The organism is Helcobacillus massiliensis (assembly GCF_033106145.1).
Classification (GTDB): Bacteria; Actinomycetota; Actinomycetes; order Actinomycetales; family Dermabacteraceae; genus Helcobacillus; species Helcobacillus massiliensis.
The window spans coordinates 1,236,135-1,252,935 of sequence record NZ_CP136959.1 but is presented as its reverse complement, the minus strand read 5'-3'; the positions used below and the strand labels follow the sequence as shown (position 1 = coordinate 1,252,935).

Annotated in this window: 15 protein-coding genes and 5 tRNA genes; 17 read left to right on the top strand and 3 right to left on the bottom strand. The window is 69.3% G+C overall.

All coding sequences use genetic code 11. The features are described 5' to 3' along the window. Positions 1 to 15: 15 nt before the first annotated feature. Positions 16 to 1,296, top strand: coding sequence for an alpha/beta hydrolase family protein (locus R3I40_RS05815; RefSeq protein ID WP_285262393.1), 1,281 nt, complete (start codon positions 16 to 18; stop codon positions 1,294 to 1,296). A gap of 26 nt (positions 1,297 to 1,322) precedes the next feature. Here the strand turns inward: R3I40_RS05815 and R3I40_RS05810 are convergent, their stop codons facing one another. Beyond that, positions 1,323 to 2,102: a dihydrofolate reductase family protein gene (locus R3I40_RS05810; protein ID WP_239374698.1), complete on the bottom strand. Its 780-nt coding sequence runs from the start codon at positions 2,100 to 2,102 to the stop codon at positions 1,323 to 1,325. A 112-nt stretch (positions 2,103 to 2,214) separates the two neighbouring features. On the opposite strand from R3I40_RS05810, the gene zapE reads away from it, so the two are divergent. Further along, entirely contained in the window at positions 2,215 to 3,243 is a 1,029-nt protein-coding gene (gene zapE / locus R3I40_RS05805; protein ID WP_285262392.1) for a cell division protein ZapE, read from the top strand. Between the two features lie 104 nt (positions 3,244 to 3,347). On the opposite strand, the gene R3I40_RS05800 is transcribed toward zapE, so the two are convergent. Further along, a tRNA-Gly gene (locus R3I40_RS05800) sits at positions 3,348 to 3,423 on the bottom strand. A 232-nt stretch (positions 3,424 to 3,655) separates the two neighbouring features. Between R3I40_RS05800 and R3I40_RS05795 the strand changes: the two genes are divergently transcribed. From R3I40_RS05795 to R3I40_RS05780, 4 genes are all read left to right on the top strand, one after another. Further along, a tRNA-Val gene (locus R3I40_RS05795) sits at positions 3,656 to 3,727 on the top strand. A gap of 22 nt (positions 3,728 to 3,749) precedes the next feature. Further along, positions 3,750 to 3,822 (top strand) — tRNA-Gly (locus tag R3I40_RS05790). Between the two features lie 22 nt (positions 3,823 to 3,844). Continuing rightward, positions 3,845 to 3,915: transfer RNA gene (locus R3I40_RS05785), tRNA-Cys, on the top strand. A 30-nt stretch (positions 3,916 to 3,945) separates the two neighbouring features. Then, positions 3,946 to 4,017, top strand: a tRNA-Val gene (locus R3I40_RS05780). Between the two features lie 88 nt (positions 4,018 to 4,105). On the opposite strand, the gene R3I40_RS05775 is transcribed toward R3I40_RS05780, so the two are convergent. Then, positions 4,106 to 5,638, bottom strand: a complete 1,533-nt coding sequence (locus R3I40_RS05775; RefSeq protein WP_183374750.1) for a phytoene desaturase family protein — start codon at positions 5,636 to 5,638, stop codon at positions 4,106 to 4,108. A gap of 106 nt (positions 5,639 to 5,744) precedes the next feature. On the opposite strand from R3I40_RS05775, the gene thrS reads away from it, so the two are divergent. The 11 genes from thrS to R3I40_RS05720 all read left to right on the top strand — a co-directional run bounded on the left by thrS (position 5,745) and on the right by R3I40_RS05720 (position 16,772). After that, complete coding sequence (gene thrS / locus R3I40_RS05770) at positions 5,745 to 7,745, top strand: threonine--tRNA ligase (RefSeq protein ID WP_285262391.1); 2,001 nt, start codon at positions 5,745 to 5,747, stop codon at positions 7,743 to 7,745. 110 nt (positions 7,746 to 7,855) lie between these two features. Beyond that, complete coding sequence (locus tag R3I40_RS05765) at positions 7,856 to 8,362, top strand: HIT family protein (RefSeq protein ID WP_183375356.1); 507 nt, start codon at positions 7,856 to 7,858, stop codon at positions 8,360 to 8,362. Continuing rightward, positions 8,359 to 9,636 carry a PrsW family intramembrane metalloprotease gene (locus R3I40_RS05760; protein ID WP_183374748.1) on the top strand — a complete coding sequence of 426 codons (1,278 nt, stop codon included), beginning with the start codon at positions 8,359 to 8,361 and terminating at the stop codon, positions 9,634 to 9,636. Before R3I40_RS05765 ends, R3I40_RS05760 begins: the two co-directional genes overlap by 4 nt. Before the next feature lie 77 nt (positions 9,637 to 9,713). Then, entirely contained in the window at positions 9,714 to 10,466 is a 753-nt protein-coding gene (locus R3I40_RS05755; protein WP_183374747.1) for a YebC/PmpR family DNA-binding transcriptional regulator, read from the top strand. 9 nt (positions 10,467 to 10,475) lie between these two features. Next, positions 10,476 to 11,060, top strand: a complete 585-nt coding sequence (ruvC, locus tag R3I40_RS05750; RefSeq protein WP_285262390.1) for a crossover junction endodeoxyribonuclease RuvC — start codon at positions 10,476 to 10,478, stop codon at positions 11,058 to 11,060. Between the two features lie 26 nt (positions 11,061 to 11,086). Continuing rightward, positions 11,087 to 11,725 carry a Holliday junction branch migration protein RuvA gene (gene ruvA / locus R3I40_RS05745; protein WP_285262389.1) on the top strand — a complete coding sequence of 213 codons (639 nt, stop codon included), beginning with the start codon at positions 11,087 to 11,089 and terminating at the stop codon, positions 11,723 to 11,725. Next, entirely contained in the window at positions 11,722 to 12,867 is a 1,146-nt protein-coding gene (gene ruvB, locus R3I40_RS05740; protein ID WP_183374742.1) for a Holliday junction branch migration DNA helicase RuvB, read from the top strand. Before ruvA ends, ruvB begins: the two co-directional genes overlap by 4 nt. A 97-nt stretch (positions 12,868 to 12,964) precedes the next feature. Then, positions 12,965 to 13,423 (top strand): preprotein translocase subunit YajC, encoded by a 459-nt coding sequence (yajC, locus tag R3I40_RS05735; protein WP_183374740.1) that lies wholly within the window; start codon positions 12,965 to 12,967, stop codon positions 13,421 to 13,423. 57 nt (positions 13,424 to 13,480) lie between these two features. After that, a complete protein-coding gene (gene secD, locus R3I40_RS05730) occupies positions 13,481 to 15,250 on the top strand; it encodes a protein translocase subunit SecD (RefSeq protein ID WP_285262388.1) in 1,770 nt (589 codons plus the stop codon). Continuing rightward, a complete protein-coding gene (gene secF / locus R3I40_RS05725; protein WP_183374736.1) occupies positions 15,247 to 16,239 on the top strand; it encodes a protein translocase subunit SecF in 993 nt (330 codons plus the stop codon). The genes secD and secF overlap by 4 nt, the downstream gene beginning before the upstream one ends. Next, complete coding sequence (locus R3I40_RS05720) at positions 16,236 to 16,772, top strand: adenine phosphoribosyltransferase (protein WP_183374734.1); 537 nt, start codon at positions 16,236 to 16,238, stop codon at positions 16,770 to 16,772. Before secF ends, R3I40_RS05720 begins: the two co-directional genes overlap by 4 nt. Positions 16,773 to 16,801 lie beyond the last annotated feature (29 nt).

The window sequence follows — 16,801 nt, the reverse complement described above, 5'->3', positions numbered from 1 at the left end:
CGTACCCTGACGAACATGACCAAGGCCTCCCGCATCGCCGTCGCCAGCACCGTCGGCGCCGGTGCGTTCGCCCTCTCCGCGGCCGGAGCAGCAGCGGCCGCCACCATGGTCGCCCGGGCGCCCCTGACCCCCGTCGCGTCCGAACCGCCCCTGCTGACCGTTCAGCACGCCGATGTCCACTGCGTCACCCTGACCGCGTCCCGCGCGGCCGAATGGCCCGGCGTCTTCGGCATCCGCCAACAGGGCGGCGCCGTCCACGCCCGCATCGGCGACATCATCGCCAAACCCACGCCCACCACGGTGGTGCGGCGCATCCTCGCCGCCGACACCCGCGAGCACCTGGCGCCCGGACCCGCCGCCCGCAACGGCCTGTTCTGGGCCGGCACACCCATGCACGCCCACGGCATGCCCTTCCAGGACGTCACCATCGACTCACCCGTGGGCTCCATGCCGTCCTGGCTGGTCCCCGGCGCGGCCCCCAGCGCGGGCGGCCCGGACCCCGCCCGCACGTGGGCGATCACCATCCACGGTCACGGCTCCGTCCGCGGCGAAGGCCTGCGCGTCCTCCCGCTGCTGCACGCCCTCGGCCTCACCACGCTGATGGTTTCCTACCGCAACGACGCCGGAGCTGCCCCCTCACCCGACCGCCTCCTCCACCTCGGTGCCCAGGAGTGGGAGGACGTCGACGCCGCCATCGCGTTCGCGCTGCGGCACGGTGCTCGCCGCATCCTCCTGATCGGCTTCTCCATGGGCGGCGCCATCGCTCTGCGCACCTCGTTCTTCTCCGAGCACCGCGACGTGATCGACTCCCTCATCCTCGACGCCCCCGCGGTCGACTGGGAGGTCATCCTCGAACACCACACGCGGCTCCGACGGGTTCCGCAGCCGCTCGCGCTCGCGGCCCGCAGCCTGATGACGCACCCGCGCTGGTCACGCTCCGTCCGCCTGCTGGAGCCGATCCTCCTGAACGAGATGACCACCGACTACGCGGCAGACGCGCTGCGCCACCCCACCCTGCTCATCCACTCCCGCGAGGACGAAGTCGTCCCCTACGAACCGAGCAGGCTCCTCGCCCACTCGCGCCCCGACCTCGTGCACCTGCGCACCTGGGACATGGCCTCCCACACCCGGGAATGGAACCTCGACCCGGCGCGCTGGGAGAGCCAGATCCTCACCTGGATCCAGCAGCGCTCCGCCGGAGCGGGGTTCCCGATCAACCGCGTGGACCCGTCGGCCCTCCCGATCCGTCAGCCCAGCGCCCCAGCCCAGCCGCTGTCCTCCGGTCGCAGGCTCTGAAGCCGGCAGCCACCAGCGCCCCGGCGTCAGTCGCGGTCCCGCACGTACCGATGAAGAGTGGCGCCGCGGCCCACCAGCATGTCCGACAGCTGCCACTGCGCGTCATGCTCCGCCCCCCGCACGATCCGCGTGTGCTCGCCGCCCACCGTCACATGACTGGTGGACACGCACAGCTCGTCAACTGCATCGGCTTCCAAGAACAGCGCGTTCACTGACGGGCCGCCCTCCACCTGGATGCCCACCCAGCCGCGCTGCGCGAGCTGCTCGATCAGGTCCAACGGCTCCTCGAACGTCACCACGTTCTCCGTGGGGAAACCGGAGGCCTCGATCACCGCATCCCGCTTCCCCCGCGAGGTCGCCAGCAGGGTCGGCCACGACGGATCCACCGCCCCACCCAGGTCCCCACTGCCCGTCAGCACCACCAGCGCCGGAAACTCCGTCCCGCTCGGCCGCCTGCTGGGAGAGCGCAGGGACTTCCGGCCGCCCGGCCGCTTGTAGTCCTCCGCCCGCACAGTCTCAGCGCCCGCAACGATCACATCGGGCATCGCCCTCAGCACCACCAGGTTGAAGAAGTCAGTCGGGTTCCCCAGAGACGCACTGGTCCCGTCGGCCCCCGTGGCGGAACCGTCCACCGAGGAGTTCATCATCACCCGCACCGTGGTGCGCTCCGGATCGAACTGGTACAGGTCCGCGAGCTCCTCAGCACCCGCATCGTCCATCGGCACCGTGGCAGCGGCACCGTCGGTGAACGCACCATCGCGCAGCACCATGTGCACACTGTCCTTCTGCACCCCGTCGGCGGTCATCGCACTCTCCAATCCGCCGCGCAGGAAAAGGGCCCGGCACGGCTCGCGGGCTCCTGGGATCGCCTCCAGCATAGTGAGCAGACCCAGACCCCTCCGCCGTACACTGAACGCCGTGACCACAAGCCTGACCTCCCGATTCCCCACACCCGCACCGGGCGAACTCGTCGCCCAGCTCGTTCCCCCGCCGCGCTTCCAGCAGGCCCGCCTGGACAACTACATCCCCGACCCGGACTACCCCTCCCAGGAGGCGGCGAAGCAGTCCCTGCAGCAGTTCGCGTCCCGCCTCACCGCTCAGCCCAGCAGCAGCCGGGGCGGCGTGCTCAGCATGTTCGGCAGGAAGAAGGACCCGGCCGCAGCCCACGGCCTCTACCTCGACGGCGGCTTCGGAGTCGGCAAGACCCACCTGCTCACCGCCCTCTTCCACATTGCACCCGGACGGCCCCTCTACGGCACCTTCGTGGAGTACACCAACCTCATCGGCGTCCTCGGCTTCACCCGCGCCGTCGAGGAGTTCTCCACCGCCAGCGTCCTGTGCATCGACGAGTTCGAACTCGACGACGTCGGCGACACCCTCCTCATGACGCGCATGATCCGTGAGCTGTCCGACCGCGGCGTCCCCGTGGTCGCCACCTCCAACACCCTCCCCGACGCACTCGGCGAGGGCCGCTTCGCCGCCCAGGACTTCCTCCGCGAGATCCAGGCCATGGCCGACCGCTTCGATGTGCTCCGCATCGACGGCCTCGACTACCGCGAGAAGGACCGCATCGACGACCCGCCCCAGCTGGCCGACGACCAGGTCCGCAGCGGCGCTCGCGGTGACAGGGTCAGCCTCGACGACTTCGAACCGCTCGCCGAGCACCTGCGGGAGGTCCACCCCTCCCGCTACGGCGCGATGATCGATGGGATAGAGCGCTGCCACATCGTGGGGATGGAGCAGGTCAGTGAGCACAACCGCGGGCTGCGTCTCGTGGTTCTGATCGACCGCCTCTACGACCGGGAAGTGCCGGTGGCACTGAGCGGGGTGCGGGTGCCGGAGCTGTTCACCGAGGACCTGCTCAACTCCGGTTACCGCAAGAAGTATCTGCGCTGCCTGTCCCGCCTGGGGGCGCTGCAGGCCGACGGGGCCCGCGCGCTCGTGTGAGGCGCGGCGTGCACCGCCCACTCGTGGCCCGCGCCGGCGGTGCTGGCGCGGGTGCGGGCTCTGGAACAGCGAAAGGGCCCCGGTTACCCGGGGCCCTTTCCTCGTGGAGCGGATGACGAGACTCGAACTCGCGACCCTCACCATGGCAAGGTGATGCTCTACCAGCTGAGCTACATCCGCATGGGTCGGCCGGGGCGTGCTCCGACGAAAGAAGACAGTAGCCAGGCCCGTCAGGGCCGCGCAAATCCGCAGGCTGCTTCGTGGTCGGGGTCACGGCCGAGCGGGCCGAATGTGGCGCTCGCCGCAAACTGCCCGTTTTCGGCCTCTGCGAATTTGTCGCCGCTCGGAAGTCGTGTAATGTTGTTCAGGTCGTTGAGGGAGCAGGCCGCTCCGGAAACGCACCGGCAGACCCGGGCGATTAGCGTAGTGGTAGCGCGCTTCCTTCACACGGAAGAGGTCACTGGTTCGATCCCAGTATCGCCCACGTCACATATGAATAGTGATCTGCGGATGTAGCTCAGTTGGTAGAGCATCACCTTGCCATGGTGAGGGTCGCGAGTTCGAGTCTCGTCATCCGCTCGGAGAACTTCGGTTCTCGCACGGTGGGTTGGCCGAGAGGCGAGGCAACGGCCTGCAAAGCCGTGTACACGGGTTCGAATCCCGTACCCACCTCGCAACAATGGGCCCACGGGTCCTGCATACGGGCGATTAGCGTAGTGGTAGCGCGCTTCCTTGACATGGAAGAGGTCACTGGTTCGATCCCAGTATCGCCCACCCACGAAGAAGACCCCCTCGGTTCGCTGAGGGGGTCTTCTGCATGACAGGCGCAGGGGAACCCGACGGGGTCCGCGCATCGCAGCTCTCAGGCCAGCCGTGCGAGCGCGCTGCGCGCTGCCGCCTGCCCTCCCAGGCCGTGCACACCGGGCCCCGGCGCGCTCGAGGCCGAGCACAGCAGCACCTCAGCATCCTCGCCGCCCGGCGCCCAGCCCGGCAGGGTCGCCAGATGGTGCGGATCCGTCGCGAGGAACGGCCGGGCCCCCAGATGCGGCAGAGCCGTGCTGCCGCCCGCAATGTCCCCGCCGGTCAGGCTCCGGTTGTGACCCGTCATGCGCGAGGCCGGAACGCCCCGCGCCGCCACCACCAGGTCTCGGACGCCCGGGGCGAACCGCTCCAGCTGTGCCAGCACCAACGGCACCGGATCCACCGGGCAGCCCAGCGGCACGTGCGCATACGCCCACACCGGCCGCAGCCCTCGCACCTCCCGCGAGGGATCCGCCCCCGCCGGATCGCTCACCAGCACCACCGGGGCCTCCGGCAGCCGACCCTCCGCCACCTCCCGCTCGGCCGTGTTGATCAGGGTCGCCGACCCGCCCAGATGCACCGTCCCGGCGCGCGCAATCCCCGGCGCCTGCTGTGCGGCCGCCCACGGGATCGGCCCGGACAGCACCAGGTCCGCCTTCGCCGCCGCCCCCGCCGACGGAGGGAAGACCTGCAGACGGCGGGTGAGCCGGCGGGAGGCGGCGGACCTCGCCCACGGAGCCAGCAGTCGACCGGCCGACGGGGCAGGCAGATCCAGCAGCACCACCCTCGACGGCGGGAGCTGATCCAGTGACGTGACCGGCGCGTGCGTCACCACTGAGCCGCCGAGCTCGGACAGTTCCGCGATCCACGCGGTGACCAGGGACTGCGAGCCGCCGCGGGGGATCGGCCAGCCGCCGGTGTGGGCGAGGGAGCCGAGCAGCACAGCCGTCCCGATCGCCGTGGGGGAGGAGAGGGGGCTGATCGCATGGGCGCCGACCCCCGCGAGGAGCGCGCCGGCATCGTCGCCGCTGCGGACGGAGCGGTCCGCCAGGGCAGCTGCCCGGCCCAGCAGCGCTGCCGTGCGGGCACCCGTCGGTGAGGTGATGGCGCGCAGGCGCTGCTCAGCCGTGCCGAGCATCAGAGCCATCACGTCCGGTCCATGAGCGGCGAGAGAGGAGAACACGTCGGCCCACACTCGCCCGCGGCGCCCACCGATGAGATCTCCCGTCGCAGCGGCGCTGCGCATCGCAACCGCTGCCCTGCCGCCGTCCAGCGGATGCGCGTACGACGCCTCCGGCGCGATCATGTCCACACCACGGGCGCGCAGCCACTGAGCTCCGATCGCCGGACTCGCCAGCGCCAGCGGATGCACAGCCGAGCAGACGTCATGGACGACCCCGTCGGCCAGCCCCAGATCGAGCGTGCGCGCCCCACCGCCGGGGGTGGCCTCCGCCTCCAGCACGAGCACCTGCATGCCCCGTCGGGCCAGAGTCAGTGCGCCGAGCAGGCCGTTCGGGCCGGAGCCGACCACCACCGCATCCCACGGTCCCGAACAGCCGCGGAGCACGGCCGGATCGACGGCTGGGCGTGGCATGTGATCCATACCGACAACCCTAGCTGTGAGCGCCCCCGGTGCATCGTTACACTGGACGGCAGAGCCGGCATGGTAGGTCGGATCCCCTCGGCGATAAGGAGCTCACGTGTCCCAGATCAGCATCGTCCTCAACGGAACGCCCACCACCGTCGAGGGAGGGACCACCGGCACCGAGCTCTTCGAATCTCAGCGGGACATCGTCGCCCTGCGCGTCAACGGTGAACTGAAGGACCTCTACGCGGAGGTCGCCGACGGCGACCAGGTCGAAGGCGTGGAGCTCACCAGCGACGACGGCCTGATGATCCTCCGCCACTCCACCGCGCACGTCCTCGCGCAGGCCGTGCAGCGCATCAACCCCGAGGCGAAGCTCGGCATCGGCCCGCCGATCCGCGACGGCTTCTACTACGACTTCGATGTGGAGACCCCGTTCACCCCGGAGGACCTCAAGGCCCTCCAGAAGGAAATGGTGAAGATCGTCAAGGAGGGTCAGCGCTTCCAGCGGCGTGACATCCTCGACCCCGATGCCGAGCAGGAGCTCGCCTCCGAGCCGTACAAGCTCGAGCTCATCGGTCTGAAGTCCAACGCGTCCGAAGCCGCCGAAGGCGCCAGTGTGGAGGTCGGCGACGGCGGCCTGACCATGTACGACAACATCAACCGTCGCGACGAAGTCGTGTGGACTGACCTCTGCCGCGGCCCCCACCTGCCGTCCACCAAGCTCATCGGCAACGGCTTCGCCCTCACCCGCTCCGCCGCCGCCTACTGGCGCGGCAGCGAGAAGAACCCGATGCTGCAGCGCGTCTACGGGACCGCCTGGCCCACGAAGGAGGAGCTGCGGGAGTACCAGGAGCGCATCGCGGAGGCGGAGCGCCGCGACCATCGTCGCCTCGGCAGCGAACTCGACCTCTTCTCCTTCCCGGACGAGATCGGCTCCGGCCTGCCCGTGTTCCACCCCAAGGGTGCGATGATCCGCATGGAGATGGAGGACTACTCTCGCCGCCGCCACGTGGAGGACGGCTACTGCTTCGTCAACTCCCCGCACATCACCAAGGCACAGCTGTTCCAGACCTCCGGCCACCTCGACTGGTACGCCGAGGGGATGTACCCGCCGATGCACGTGGACGAGGAGCGCAACGCCGAGGGTGAGATCACCCGCCAGGGCCAGGACTACTACCTGAAGCCCATGAACTGCCCGATGCACAACCTCATCTTCCGCTCCCGCGGCCGGTCCTACCGCGACCTGCCGCTGCGGCTGTTCGAGTTCGGCACCGTGTACCGCTACGAGAAGTCCGGCGTGGTGCACGGCCTCACGCGCGCCCGCGGCTTCACGCAGGACGACGCCCACATCTACTGCACCCGCGATCAGATGAAGGACGAGCTCACCCGCGTGCTCGAGTTCGTCCTCGACCTGCTCAAGGACTACGGCCTCAACGACTTCTACCTCGAGCTCTCCACCAAGAACGAGGAGAAGTACGTGGGTGACGACGCCGTGTGGGAGGAGGCGACTCGCACCCTCGAAGAGGTCGCCACCGCCTCGGGCCTCGAGCTCGTTCCGGACCCGGGCGGCGCCGCGTTCTACGGCCCGAAGATCTCCGTGCAGGCCCGTGACGCCATCGGACGCACCTGGCAGATGTCCACCATCCAGCTGGACTTCAACCTGCCGGAGCGCTTCGACCTCGAGTACACCGCGTCCGACGGCTCCCGGCAGCGCCCCGTGATGATCCACCGCGCCCTCTTCGGATCCATCGAACGCTTCTTCGGTGTGCTGCTGGAGCACTACGCCGGTGCGTTCCCGGTGTGGCTGGCCCCCGTGCAGGTGGTCGGCATTCCCGTGGCCGGCGACTTCGCTCCCTACCTCCACGAGGTGGCGGACAAGCTCCGCAAGCGGGGAGTGCGCGTGGTCATCGACGACTCCGACGACCGCATGCAGAAGAAGATCCGCACCCACACCAAGGAGAAGGTGCCGTATCTGCTGATCGCCGGCGGAGAGGATCAGGCCAACGGCGCCGTGTCCTTCCGCATGCGCGACGGCTCCCAGGACAACGGCATCCCCGTGGACGAAGCCGTGGAGAGGATCGTCCACTCCATCGCCGAGAAGGAGCAGGTGTGAGCACTCCGCTCCCGCACGACCCGGACACCGCCCGCGTCCCCGCCTCCGGCGAGGGCGCGGGCGCGCCCGCATCCGAAGCCCCCTACCGGTTCGCCGGGACCCCCGATTCCATGCAGCGCCTGTGGACGCCGCACCGCATGGCGTACATCGACGGGGCGGGCAAGCCGTCCTCCACGGACGCGACGGACGAATGCCCCTTCTGCTCCGCGCCCGACCGGACCGATGAGGACGCCCTGATCGTCCACCGCGGACAGAGCGCCTTCGTGATCCTCAACCTCTTCCCCTACAACTCCGGTCACCTGCTGGTGTGTCCGTTTCGGCACGTCGCCGACTACACGGACCTGACCGAGCAGGAGGTGCACGAAGTCGCGGAGCTGACCCGCACAGCCATGCGGGTGGTCCGCTCCGTGTCGAAACCTGCCGGGTTCAACCTCGGCATGAACCAGGGGGACGTGGCCGGCGCTGGGATCGCCGGGCACCTCCACCAGCACGTGGTTCCCCGCTGGTTCGGCGACGCGAACTTCCTGCCGATCATCGGCCGCACCAAGGCTCTGCCGATCCTGCTGGACGACACCCGCCGTGCCTTTGCCGACGCCTGGCCGAAGGACGGCGCGTGAGAAACGCCCACGACTACGACTATGACGTCGAGCGACCGGCCGGCTCCGCGGACCGGCCGCTCACCAACGGCTCCCGCACGGCGCACCTCGACGTGCGCCGCAGGCGCTGGCCGCGCTGGATCGTGTTCGGGATGGTCGCCGCCGTTCTCGCCGTTGCAGCCCTGCTGCTGCTCGTGTTCGTGTTCATCCCGATGGGGTTCGGAACGGCGCTGGCCGCCGGCACGGCCTCGCTGCTGCCGCTGGCGATCGTCGGCGTCGGCATCTGGTGGCTGGACCGCTACAACCCGGTGCCGCGCGGAACGATGGTGTACGCGTTCGCGTGGGGCGCGATCGGCTCCGTTGTGCTCACCCTCATCCTGGGCACCGCGGTGCAGCTGCTGCTCGCCGTGCAGCGTCCGGAGCCGACGGAGCAGCAGTTCATCAGCGCGGTGATCCAGGCGCCCGTCATCGAAGAGCTGATGAAGTCCGCCGGACTGCTCGTGCTGCTGGCGTTCGGCCGGCGGTACATCGCCGGGCCCGTCCAGGGCGTCGTCTACGCCATGCTCATCGCCAGCGGATTCGCGTTCACCGAGAACATCACCTACTTCGCTCGCGCCCTCGATGCCGCCGGCATCACCGGCAACTCCACCCTGTTCTGGACCATGCTGCTGGTGCGCGGCGTGCTGTCGCCCTTCGCGCACGCCGCCTTCACCTCACTTGCGGGGCTCGCGTTCGGCATCGCAGCCGAGCGTCGCTCACCCCTGCTCGGCCTCACGCTCGGTCCCGCCGGGATCGCGCTCGGGATGTGCCTGCACGCCCTGTGGAACGGCTCCTCCTTCCTCGTCCCCGCCAGCCGTCAGGACGGCGGCTTCGGCAGCTTCCTGCTGACCTATTCGCTGATCCAGGTGCCGATCTTCGTGGTGCTCGCCGGTGTGCTGATCGCGCTGCGACTGCGGCAGCGCCGGATCGTGCGCCGTCGCCTCGGAGAGTACGCGGCCGCGGGCTGGTTCACCCCCGGTGAGGTGGACATGCTCGCCGGCATCCGCAGTCGCCGTCGTTCCCTTGTGTGGGCGTCCGAGCAGGGAGCAGTGGTGCTGTGGGCGATGCGGGCGTTCCACCGCACGGCCCTGACGCTCGCCATGCAGCGGCAGAGCGGGGGAGCGGACGCCGGGGCCGCCGCCCGCCGCACAGAAGCGGAGCTGCTGACCGATCTGGTGTCCGAACGGCGCCTGATCTCGTCCCTGACGCTGCCGGTGAACGGCGCATCAGGTGGGACCACTACAATGGATTCCTGACCCCGGCGCACGGGGTCCCATGGAGCCTGCCTCCACACCCCTGCGCCCCCGTTCGCCGACAGACAGAGGGAGCATCGATGGCCGGTCATTCCAAATGGGCAACCACCAAGCACAAGAAGGCGGCACTGGACGCCAAGCGCGGCAAGCTCTTCGCGAAGCTCGTGAAGAACATTGAGGTCGCAGCGCGCATGGGTGGACCTGACCCGGCCGGCAACCCGACCCTCTTCGACGCCATCCAGAAGGCGAAGAAGAACTCCGTGCCGAACGACAACATCGACCGCGCGGTCAAGCGCGGCGGTGGCCTGGACGGGTCCGGTGTCGACTACGAGACGCTCTGGTACGAGGGCTACGCGCCCGGCGGTGTCGCCGTCCTGGTCGAAGCCCTGACGGACAACAAGAACCGCGCTGTCTCCGAGATCCGCCTCGCGTTCAACCGCGGCGGCGGCAACATGGCCGACTCCGGCTCCGTGTCCTACATGTTCGCCCGCAAGGGCGTCGTCGCGGTGGCCGTCGAGGGCAACACCGAGGACGAGCTGCTCGAGATCGTCCTGGACGCCGGCGCTGAGGAGATCAACGAAGAGGGCGATGTCTTCGAGATCATCTCCGACCCCGGCGACTACGTGGCGGTCCGCACCGCCCTGCAGGAGGCGGGCAAGGACTACGAGAGCGCCGAGGTGCAGTTCGTGCCGTCCATGAAGACCGAGGTCGACCTCGACGGTGCGAAGAAGGTCCTCGGCCTCATCGACGCCCTCGAGGACTCCGACGACGTCCAGAACGTCTTCACCAACCTCGACATCCCCGACGACGTCGCCGCGCAGCTCAACGACTGATCGGATTCCATGCGCGTTCTCGGCATCGACCCGGGTCTGACCCGGTGCGGTTTCGGAGCCGTCGACGGCGAGGCCTCTCGCTCCGCCGTCTTCGTCGGCGCCGGCGTCATCACCTCCTCCAGCGCGGACACGATCGACCAGCGCCTGCTGGAGATCCACACCGGCCTGGAGCAGGTGATCGAGGAGTACGCCCCGGACATCCTCGCCGTGGAACGCGTGTTCTCGCAGAACAACGTCGGCACCGTCATGGGCACGGCGCAGGTGTCTGGACTGGCGATCGTGCTCGCCGCCCAGCGCGGCATCCCCGTGGAGATGCACACTCCCTCCGAGGTGAAGCGCGCGATCACCGACAACGGACGCGCCGACAAGAAGCAGATCCAGGCCGTGGTGGCCCGGCTGCTGGGGCTCGCCGAAGCGCCGAAGCCGGCCGACGCCGCCGACGCGGTCGCCATCGCGATCACCCAGCTGTGGCGCGGACGCGGCACCGTTCGCCTGGACCGCACCGGAGCGGCGCGCACCAGCGCGCAGGCGCAGTGGGCCGACGCCGAACGACGAGCCCGGCGCTCCCGAGAAGCCTCCACATCCCACTGGTGATCAAACATGTGTTCTAGGATGGGTTCGTGATTGCAACTCTGAACGGCACCGTCAGTGCCATCGGCCTCGATGCGCTTGTGGTGGAGGTCGGCGGCATCGGCTACCTCGTCCACTCCGCTCCGCAGACCCTCGAACAGGCCCGGCATGGCCAGGCGATTCTGCTCCACACCGAACTGGTGGTGCGCGAGGACTCACTGACCCTGTTCGGGTTCCTCACCGCTGAGGAGACCGACCTCTTCCGCACCGTCCAGTCCGTCTCCGGGATCGGGCCGCGGATCGCGCTCGCTGTTCTCGCCGTGTTCACCCCCGGCGAGTTCGGCCGCGCCATCGTCAGCGATGACGTCAAAGCGCTGACCCGGGTGCCCGGCGTCGGCCCCAAGAGCGCCAAGCGGATCCTGCTGGAGCTGAAGGAGAAGGCGGCGCGCTTCGCTGCGTTCGGCAACGAGGAGGCCCCGTCGGCCCCCGAACCCGACGAGGAGACCGCGGCGCTGCCCCCGAACGCGGCCGACGTGGTCACCGCGCTGCTCGGTCTCGGCTGGTCGCAGAAGCAGGCGGAGGACGCCGTCACCAGCGTCCTGTCCACCATGAGCGAGGACGAAGCGCGCCTCGCGGAGTCGTCGCTGCTGCTGCGTCTGTCGCTGCGCAGCCTCGGAGGTCAGCGATGATCGAACGCTCCAGCAGCCCCGAGGGGGCGCCGCGTCCCGGTGGGGGAGGGCCGACGGGTGCAGACGCGGACGGCCGGGACCTTGTGCGCGCGGAGGCCGCCGCTCTGGAGCGCGCCGCCGAAGGGGCGCTGCGGCCGAAGGACCTCGGGGAGTTCGTGGGGCAGACCCGCGTGCGCGAACAGCTGTCCCTGGTCCTGGACGCCGCTTCCGCGCGCGGCCGCTCTCCCGAACACATGCTCCTGTCCGGACCGCCCGGGCTCGGCAAGACCACGCTCGCCATGATCATCGCCCGCGAGCTCGGGGCGCCGCTGCGCATCACCTCCGGTCCCGCGGTGCAGCACGCCGGTGACCTCGCCGCGATCCTCTCCTCCCTCGAGGAGGGCGAGGTGCTGTTCATCGACGAGATCCACCGCCTGGCCCGCCCGGCGGAGGAGATGCTCTACATGGCGATGGAGGACTTCCGCGTGGACGTCGTGGTCGGCAAGGGAGTGGGCGCAACCGCCATCCCGCTGGAGCTGCCGCCGTTCACCGCGGTCGGGGCCACCACCCGGGCCGGTCTGCTGCCGTCCCCGCTGCGGGATCGCTTCGGATTCACCGGCCACCTCGACTTCTATTCGGCGGCTGAACTCGCCCAGGTGATCGAGCGCAGCGCGGGTCGGCTGGAGATCGCCGTCGATCCTGATGCCGCCCACGAGATCGCCTCCCGATCCCGCGGCACACCCCGCATCGCGAACCGTCTCCTGCGCCGCGTGCGCGACTTCGCCGAAGTCCGCGGAACCGGGGACATCACCATCGACTCCGCTCTCGAAGCCCTGCGCGTCTATGAAGTGGACCAGCGGGGGCTGGACCGCCTGGACCGTGCGGTCATCTCCGCCCTGTGCACCAAGTTCGGAGGCGGCCCCGTCGGCCTGTCCACTCTGGCGATCGCGGTGGGGGAGGAGACCGAAACCGTGGAGACCGTGGTGGAGCCCTTCCTCGTGCGAGAAGGTCTGCTCGGCCGGACACCGCGTGGACGCATCGCCACCCCGGCCGCGTGGGAGCACCTCGGCCTGGCCGCGCCGCCGCAGTCCGCGCAGTGGGGCGCGCAGCCCGCCCTCACCGACGACCCCGGGGATGACATAGGTCTCGGACGATTCGCCTGAGGCTGCTCTCGCAAACACCGTTCCGCCCGATACAGTGGACGGTGCACTGTGCGCGGCCGGCTGAGCCGCTCGCACTCATCGTATGAAAGGACCCTCCGTGGACTTCACCTTCCTCCTCCTGCTCTTCGCCCTCATGCTGCTGCCGATGCTCCTCATGGGCCGCGGCCAGAAGAAGCGCATGCAGGCGCACCAGGAGATGGTGCAGTCCGTCCAGGTCGGAGAAGAGGTCCGCACCACCTCCGGCTTCTACGGCCTCGTGGTCGAGAAGTACGACGACGTCGTCATCCTCGAAGCCGAGGACGGCTCCGAGCTGAAGTGGGCGCTTCAGTCCATCGCTGAGCGCATCACCCCGACCGATGCCGTCACGGCGGACACCGCGGAGACCCACGGCGAGTCCGGTTCTGCGACCGGCAGCGCCACGACTGCTGATGCCGATTCCGTGGACAGCGACAGCGCTGGTTCGTTCGGCCACCGTCCCGAGGACACCTCCGGCCCGTTCGGTGAGACCCGCCCCTCCGACCGCCGCGACGACACCCGCGGATCCTCCGCCCTCTGACCCCTCCGCAGCACCGCCCCTCATGACGGGGCGGTGCTTTCCCGTGAAAGAGCACTGATGCCAGTACGCAGCATTGCCCTGAGCGCCTTCGCCGTCCTCCTGATCCTGGTCTGCGGAGGGCTCGGCCTCGCCGTCGCCACCCAGGGCTGGCAGGCGCAGCCGAAGTACGCCCTCGACCTCGAAGGCGGCACCCAGGTGATCCTCAAGGCCCGATCCAACACGGGCGAGCCGATCTCCAGCGAGCAGATGAACCAGGCCCGCAACATCATCGCGCAGCGAGTCAACGCCATGGGCGTCGCGGAAACGGAGATCTCCGTCCAGGGCGGCACCAACATCATGGTGAGCGTCCCCGGCTCGATCGACCAGAAGACCTCCGACGCTCTGCGCCGCACCGCCACACTCGCCTTCAGGCCCGTGCTCATCCAGGGCGCGCCGAACGCCACCGCCTCCGACGGCGGCGGGTCCGACGGCACCTCGGAGATCGACCAGGCGAAGGCCCAGGCCGCATCCGACGGCGGCGGCGCCCAGGCGGCTCCGAAAGCGACCGGCTCCGATGCCGGCGGGGCCTCCGATGCCGGCGGCGGCGCATCGCCCACCGTGGTCAACGGCAAGCCGGCCTGGTCGCTGGAGCAGATCACTCCCGAGGTGGAGAAGCAGTGGACGAGCCTCGACTGCACCGACGCCGAGGTCCGCCGCAACCACGACGTCAACAGTGCCCCGAAGTCCGCCGTGGTGGCGTGCGCGCCCGACGGATCCGCCAAGTACATCCTGGGCCCTGAAACCGCCGACGGCACCTCCATCACCGACGCCAAGGCCGCGCCGCAGGAGAACTCGACCTACTACCAGGTCTCCATGAACTTCGACAAGGCCGGCGGCAAGGCATTCGGTGACATGACCACCGCCCTGTTCAACGGGGAGGGAGCCACCGGCCAGTTCGCCATCGTCCTGGACTCCCTGGTGATCTCCGCACCCCAGGTGCAGGCCCCCACGTACGGCGGCGCCTCCATCACCGGCAACTTCTCCGCCGACAGCGCCCAGGAGCTCGCCGACCAGTTGAAGTTCGGGGCGCTGCCGCTGGAGTTCACAGTCGAATCCGAGCAGGAGATCTCCGCCACGCTCGGCGGCGACCAGCTGCAGAAGGGCCTCATCGCCGGTCTCATCGGCCTGGTCCTCGTGGTGGTCTACGCGTTCTTCCAGTACCGCGTCCTCGCCATCGTCACCACGCTCAGTCTGCTCACCATGGGCATGCTCGCGTACGGGATCATCACGATCATGTCGAACATGAGCGAGATCGGCTTCCGCCTCTCCCTCGCCGGTGTAGCCGGCCTGATCGTGTCCATCGCGTTCACCGCCGACTCGTTCATCGTCTACTTCGAACGCGTCCGCGACGAGATCCGCGACGGCCGCGGCATCCGCGCCGCGGTCGACCACGGCTGGGACCGCGCCAAGCGGACCATCCTCGCCTCCGACGCGGTCAACCTCATCGCCGCGGTGGTGCTGTACCTCGTCAGTGCAGGATCGGTGCGCGGGTTCGCCTTCACCCTCGGACTCACCACTGTCCTCGACCTCGTCGTGGTGTTCCTCTTCACCCACCCCATCCTGCAGACCCTGGTGCGCACCAACTTCTTCGGCAAGGGCCACCCGATGAGCGGCCTGGATCCCGCGCAGCTGGGTCGGAACGTCCCCGCCTATGCCGGACGCGGCCGCTTCCGCAGCCCCGACGAGAGGAAGGGCCGGCGCTCCCGCCGCGGCGGAGACGATGCCCCCACTGAGACCCTGGCCGAGCGGAAGGTGCGCCTGGAGCGCGAGATGGAGGATGACGCATGAGCACGCTGAACCTGGCCGAATTCGGCAATGACCTCCACAGCGGGAAGCGCTCCTTCGGGATCGTCACCCGCCGCCGCACCTGGTACGCCATCGCCATCGGCGTCCTTCTGATCCTCGGCATCGTCGCCGGGGTGCGGGGATTCAACTGGGGCATCGACTTCACCGGCGGCAGCGAGTTCCAGGTTCCGGGCGTGAGCGTCTCCGACACCGACACCGCCCGCACCGTGGTCCGCGACCACGTGCCCGACAACGAACCCACCGTGACCGCCCTCGGCTCCGACACTCTGCGGATCCAGACCCAGCAGCTGGACTCCGACGCCACGAAGGCCCTGGCCGCCGACCTCGCCTCCGCGTACAGCGTGGACCCGTCGGCCGTCTCCACCTCGTTCATCGGCCCCAACTGGGGCCAGGGCGTCACCGACAAGGCGATCCGTGGAGTCCTCGTCTTCCTCGCGCTCGTCGGCGTGGTGATGGCGCTGTACTTCCGCAACTGGAAGGCATCCGCCGCAGCGCTGCTGGCGCTGCTGAGCGACCTGATCTTCACCGTGGTCGCCTACGGCGCCATCGGCTTCGAGATCACCCCCGCCACGATCATCGGGTTCCTCACCGTGCTCGGCTACTCCCTGTACGACACGGTCGTGGTGTTCGACAAGGTCCGTGAGAACACCGCTCACCTGCCCAGGGAGAACAGGACGTTCGAACAGCTGGTGAACCTCGCCGCCAACCAGACCCTGGTGAGGTCCATCAACACCTCCGTCGTTGCGCTGCTGCCGGTCGGCGCGATCCTCGTGATCGGCGCATTCCTGCTCGGTGCAGGTACGCTGAAGGACATCTCGCTGGTCCTGTTCATCGGCATCATCAGCGGAACGTTCTCCTCGATCTTCCTCGCCCCGGGGCTGCTCGTGGATCTGCGCAGCCGTGAACGCGGCATCCGGGAGCACAGTGCACGCGTGGCGTCCGCGCCCGCCCAGGAAGGAGTCGCCGCATGAGCGACACGACCATCGACAGCCTCTACGACAGCCACATTGCGCTGTACCCCGACTTCCCGCAGGACGGGGTCCTGTTCCGCGACATCACCCCGCTGCTGCGCGACCCCGTCGCGTTCCGCCAGGTGATGGACCACTGGTGCTCCAAGATCCCGTCGGACATCGACCTCATCATCGGCACCGAGGCGCGCGGCTTCGTGTTCGGTGCCCCCATGGCGTACGCCCTCGGCATCGGATTCGTGCCGGTCCGCAAGGCCGGCAAGCTGCCCGGTGACCCCCGCTCGCTCACCTACGACCTCGAATACGGGACCGCCACGGTCGAGATCGCTGAGCACGCCATCGGCGACGGCCACCGCGTCATGGTGGTCGACGACCTCCTCGCCACGGGCGGTACTGCCCGCGCCACCGTGGACCTCGCCCGCCAGTACGGGGCCGACGTGGCCGGTGCCAGCTTCCTCATCGAACTCGAGGGTCTGGGCGGACGGGACGTCCTGGACGACGTCCCCGTCACCACCGTGTGGAGCGTCCCGAACTGACGACCGGACCGGACCAGGGTTGACGGTTC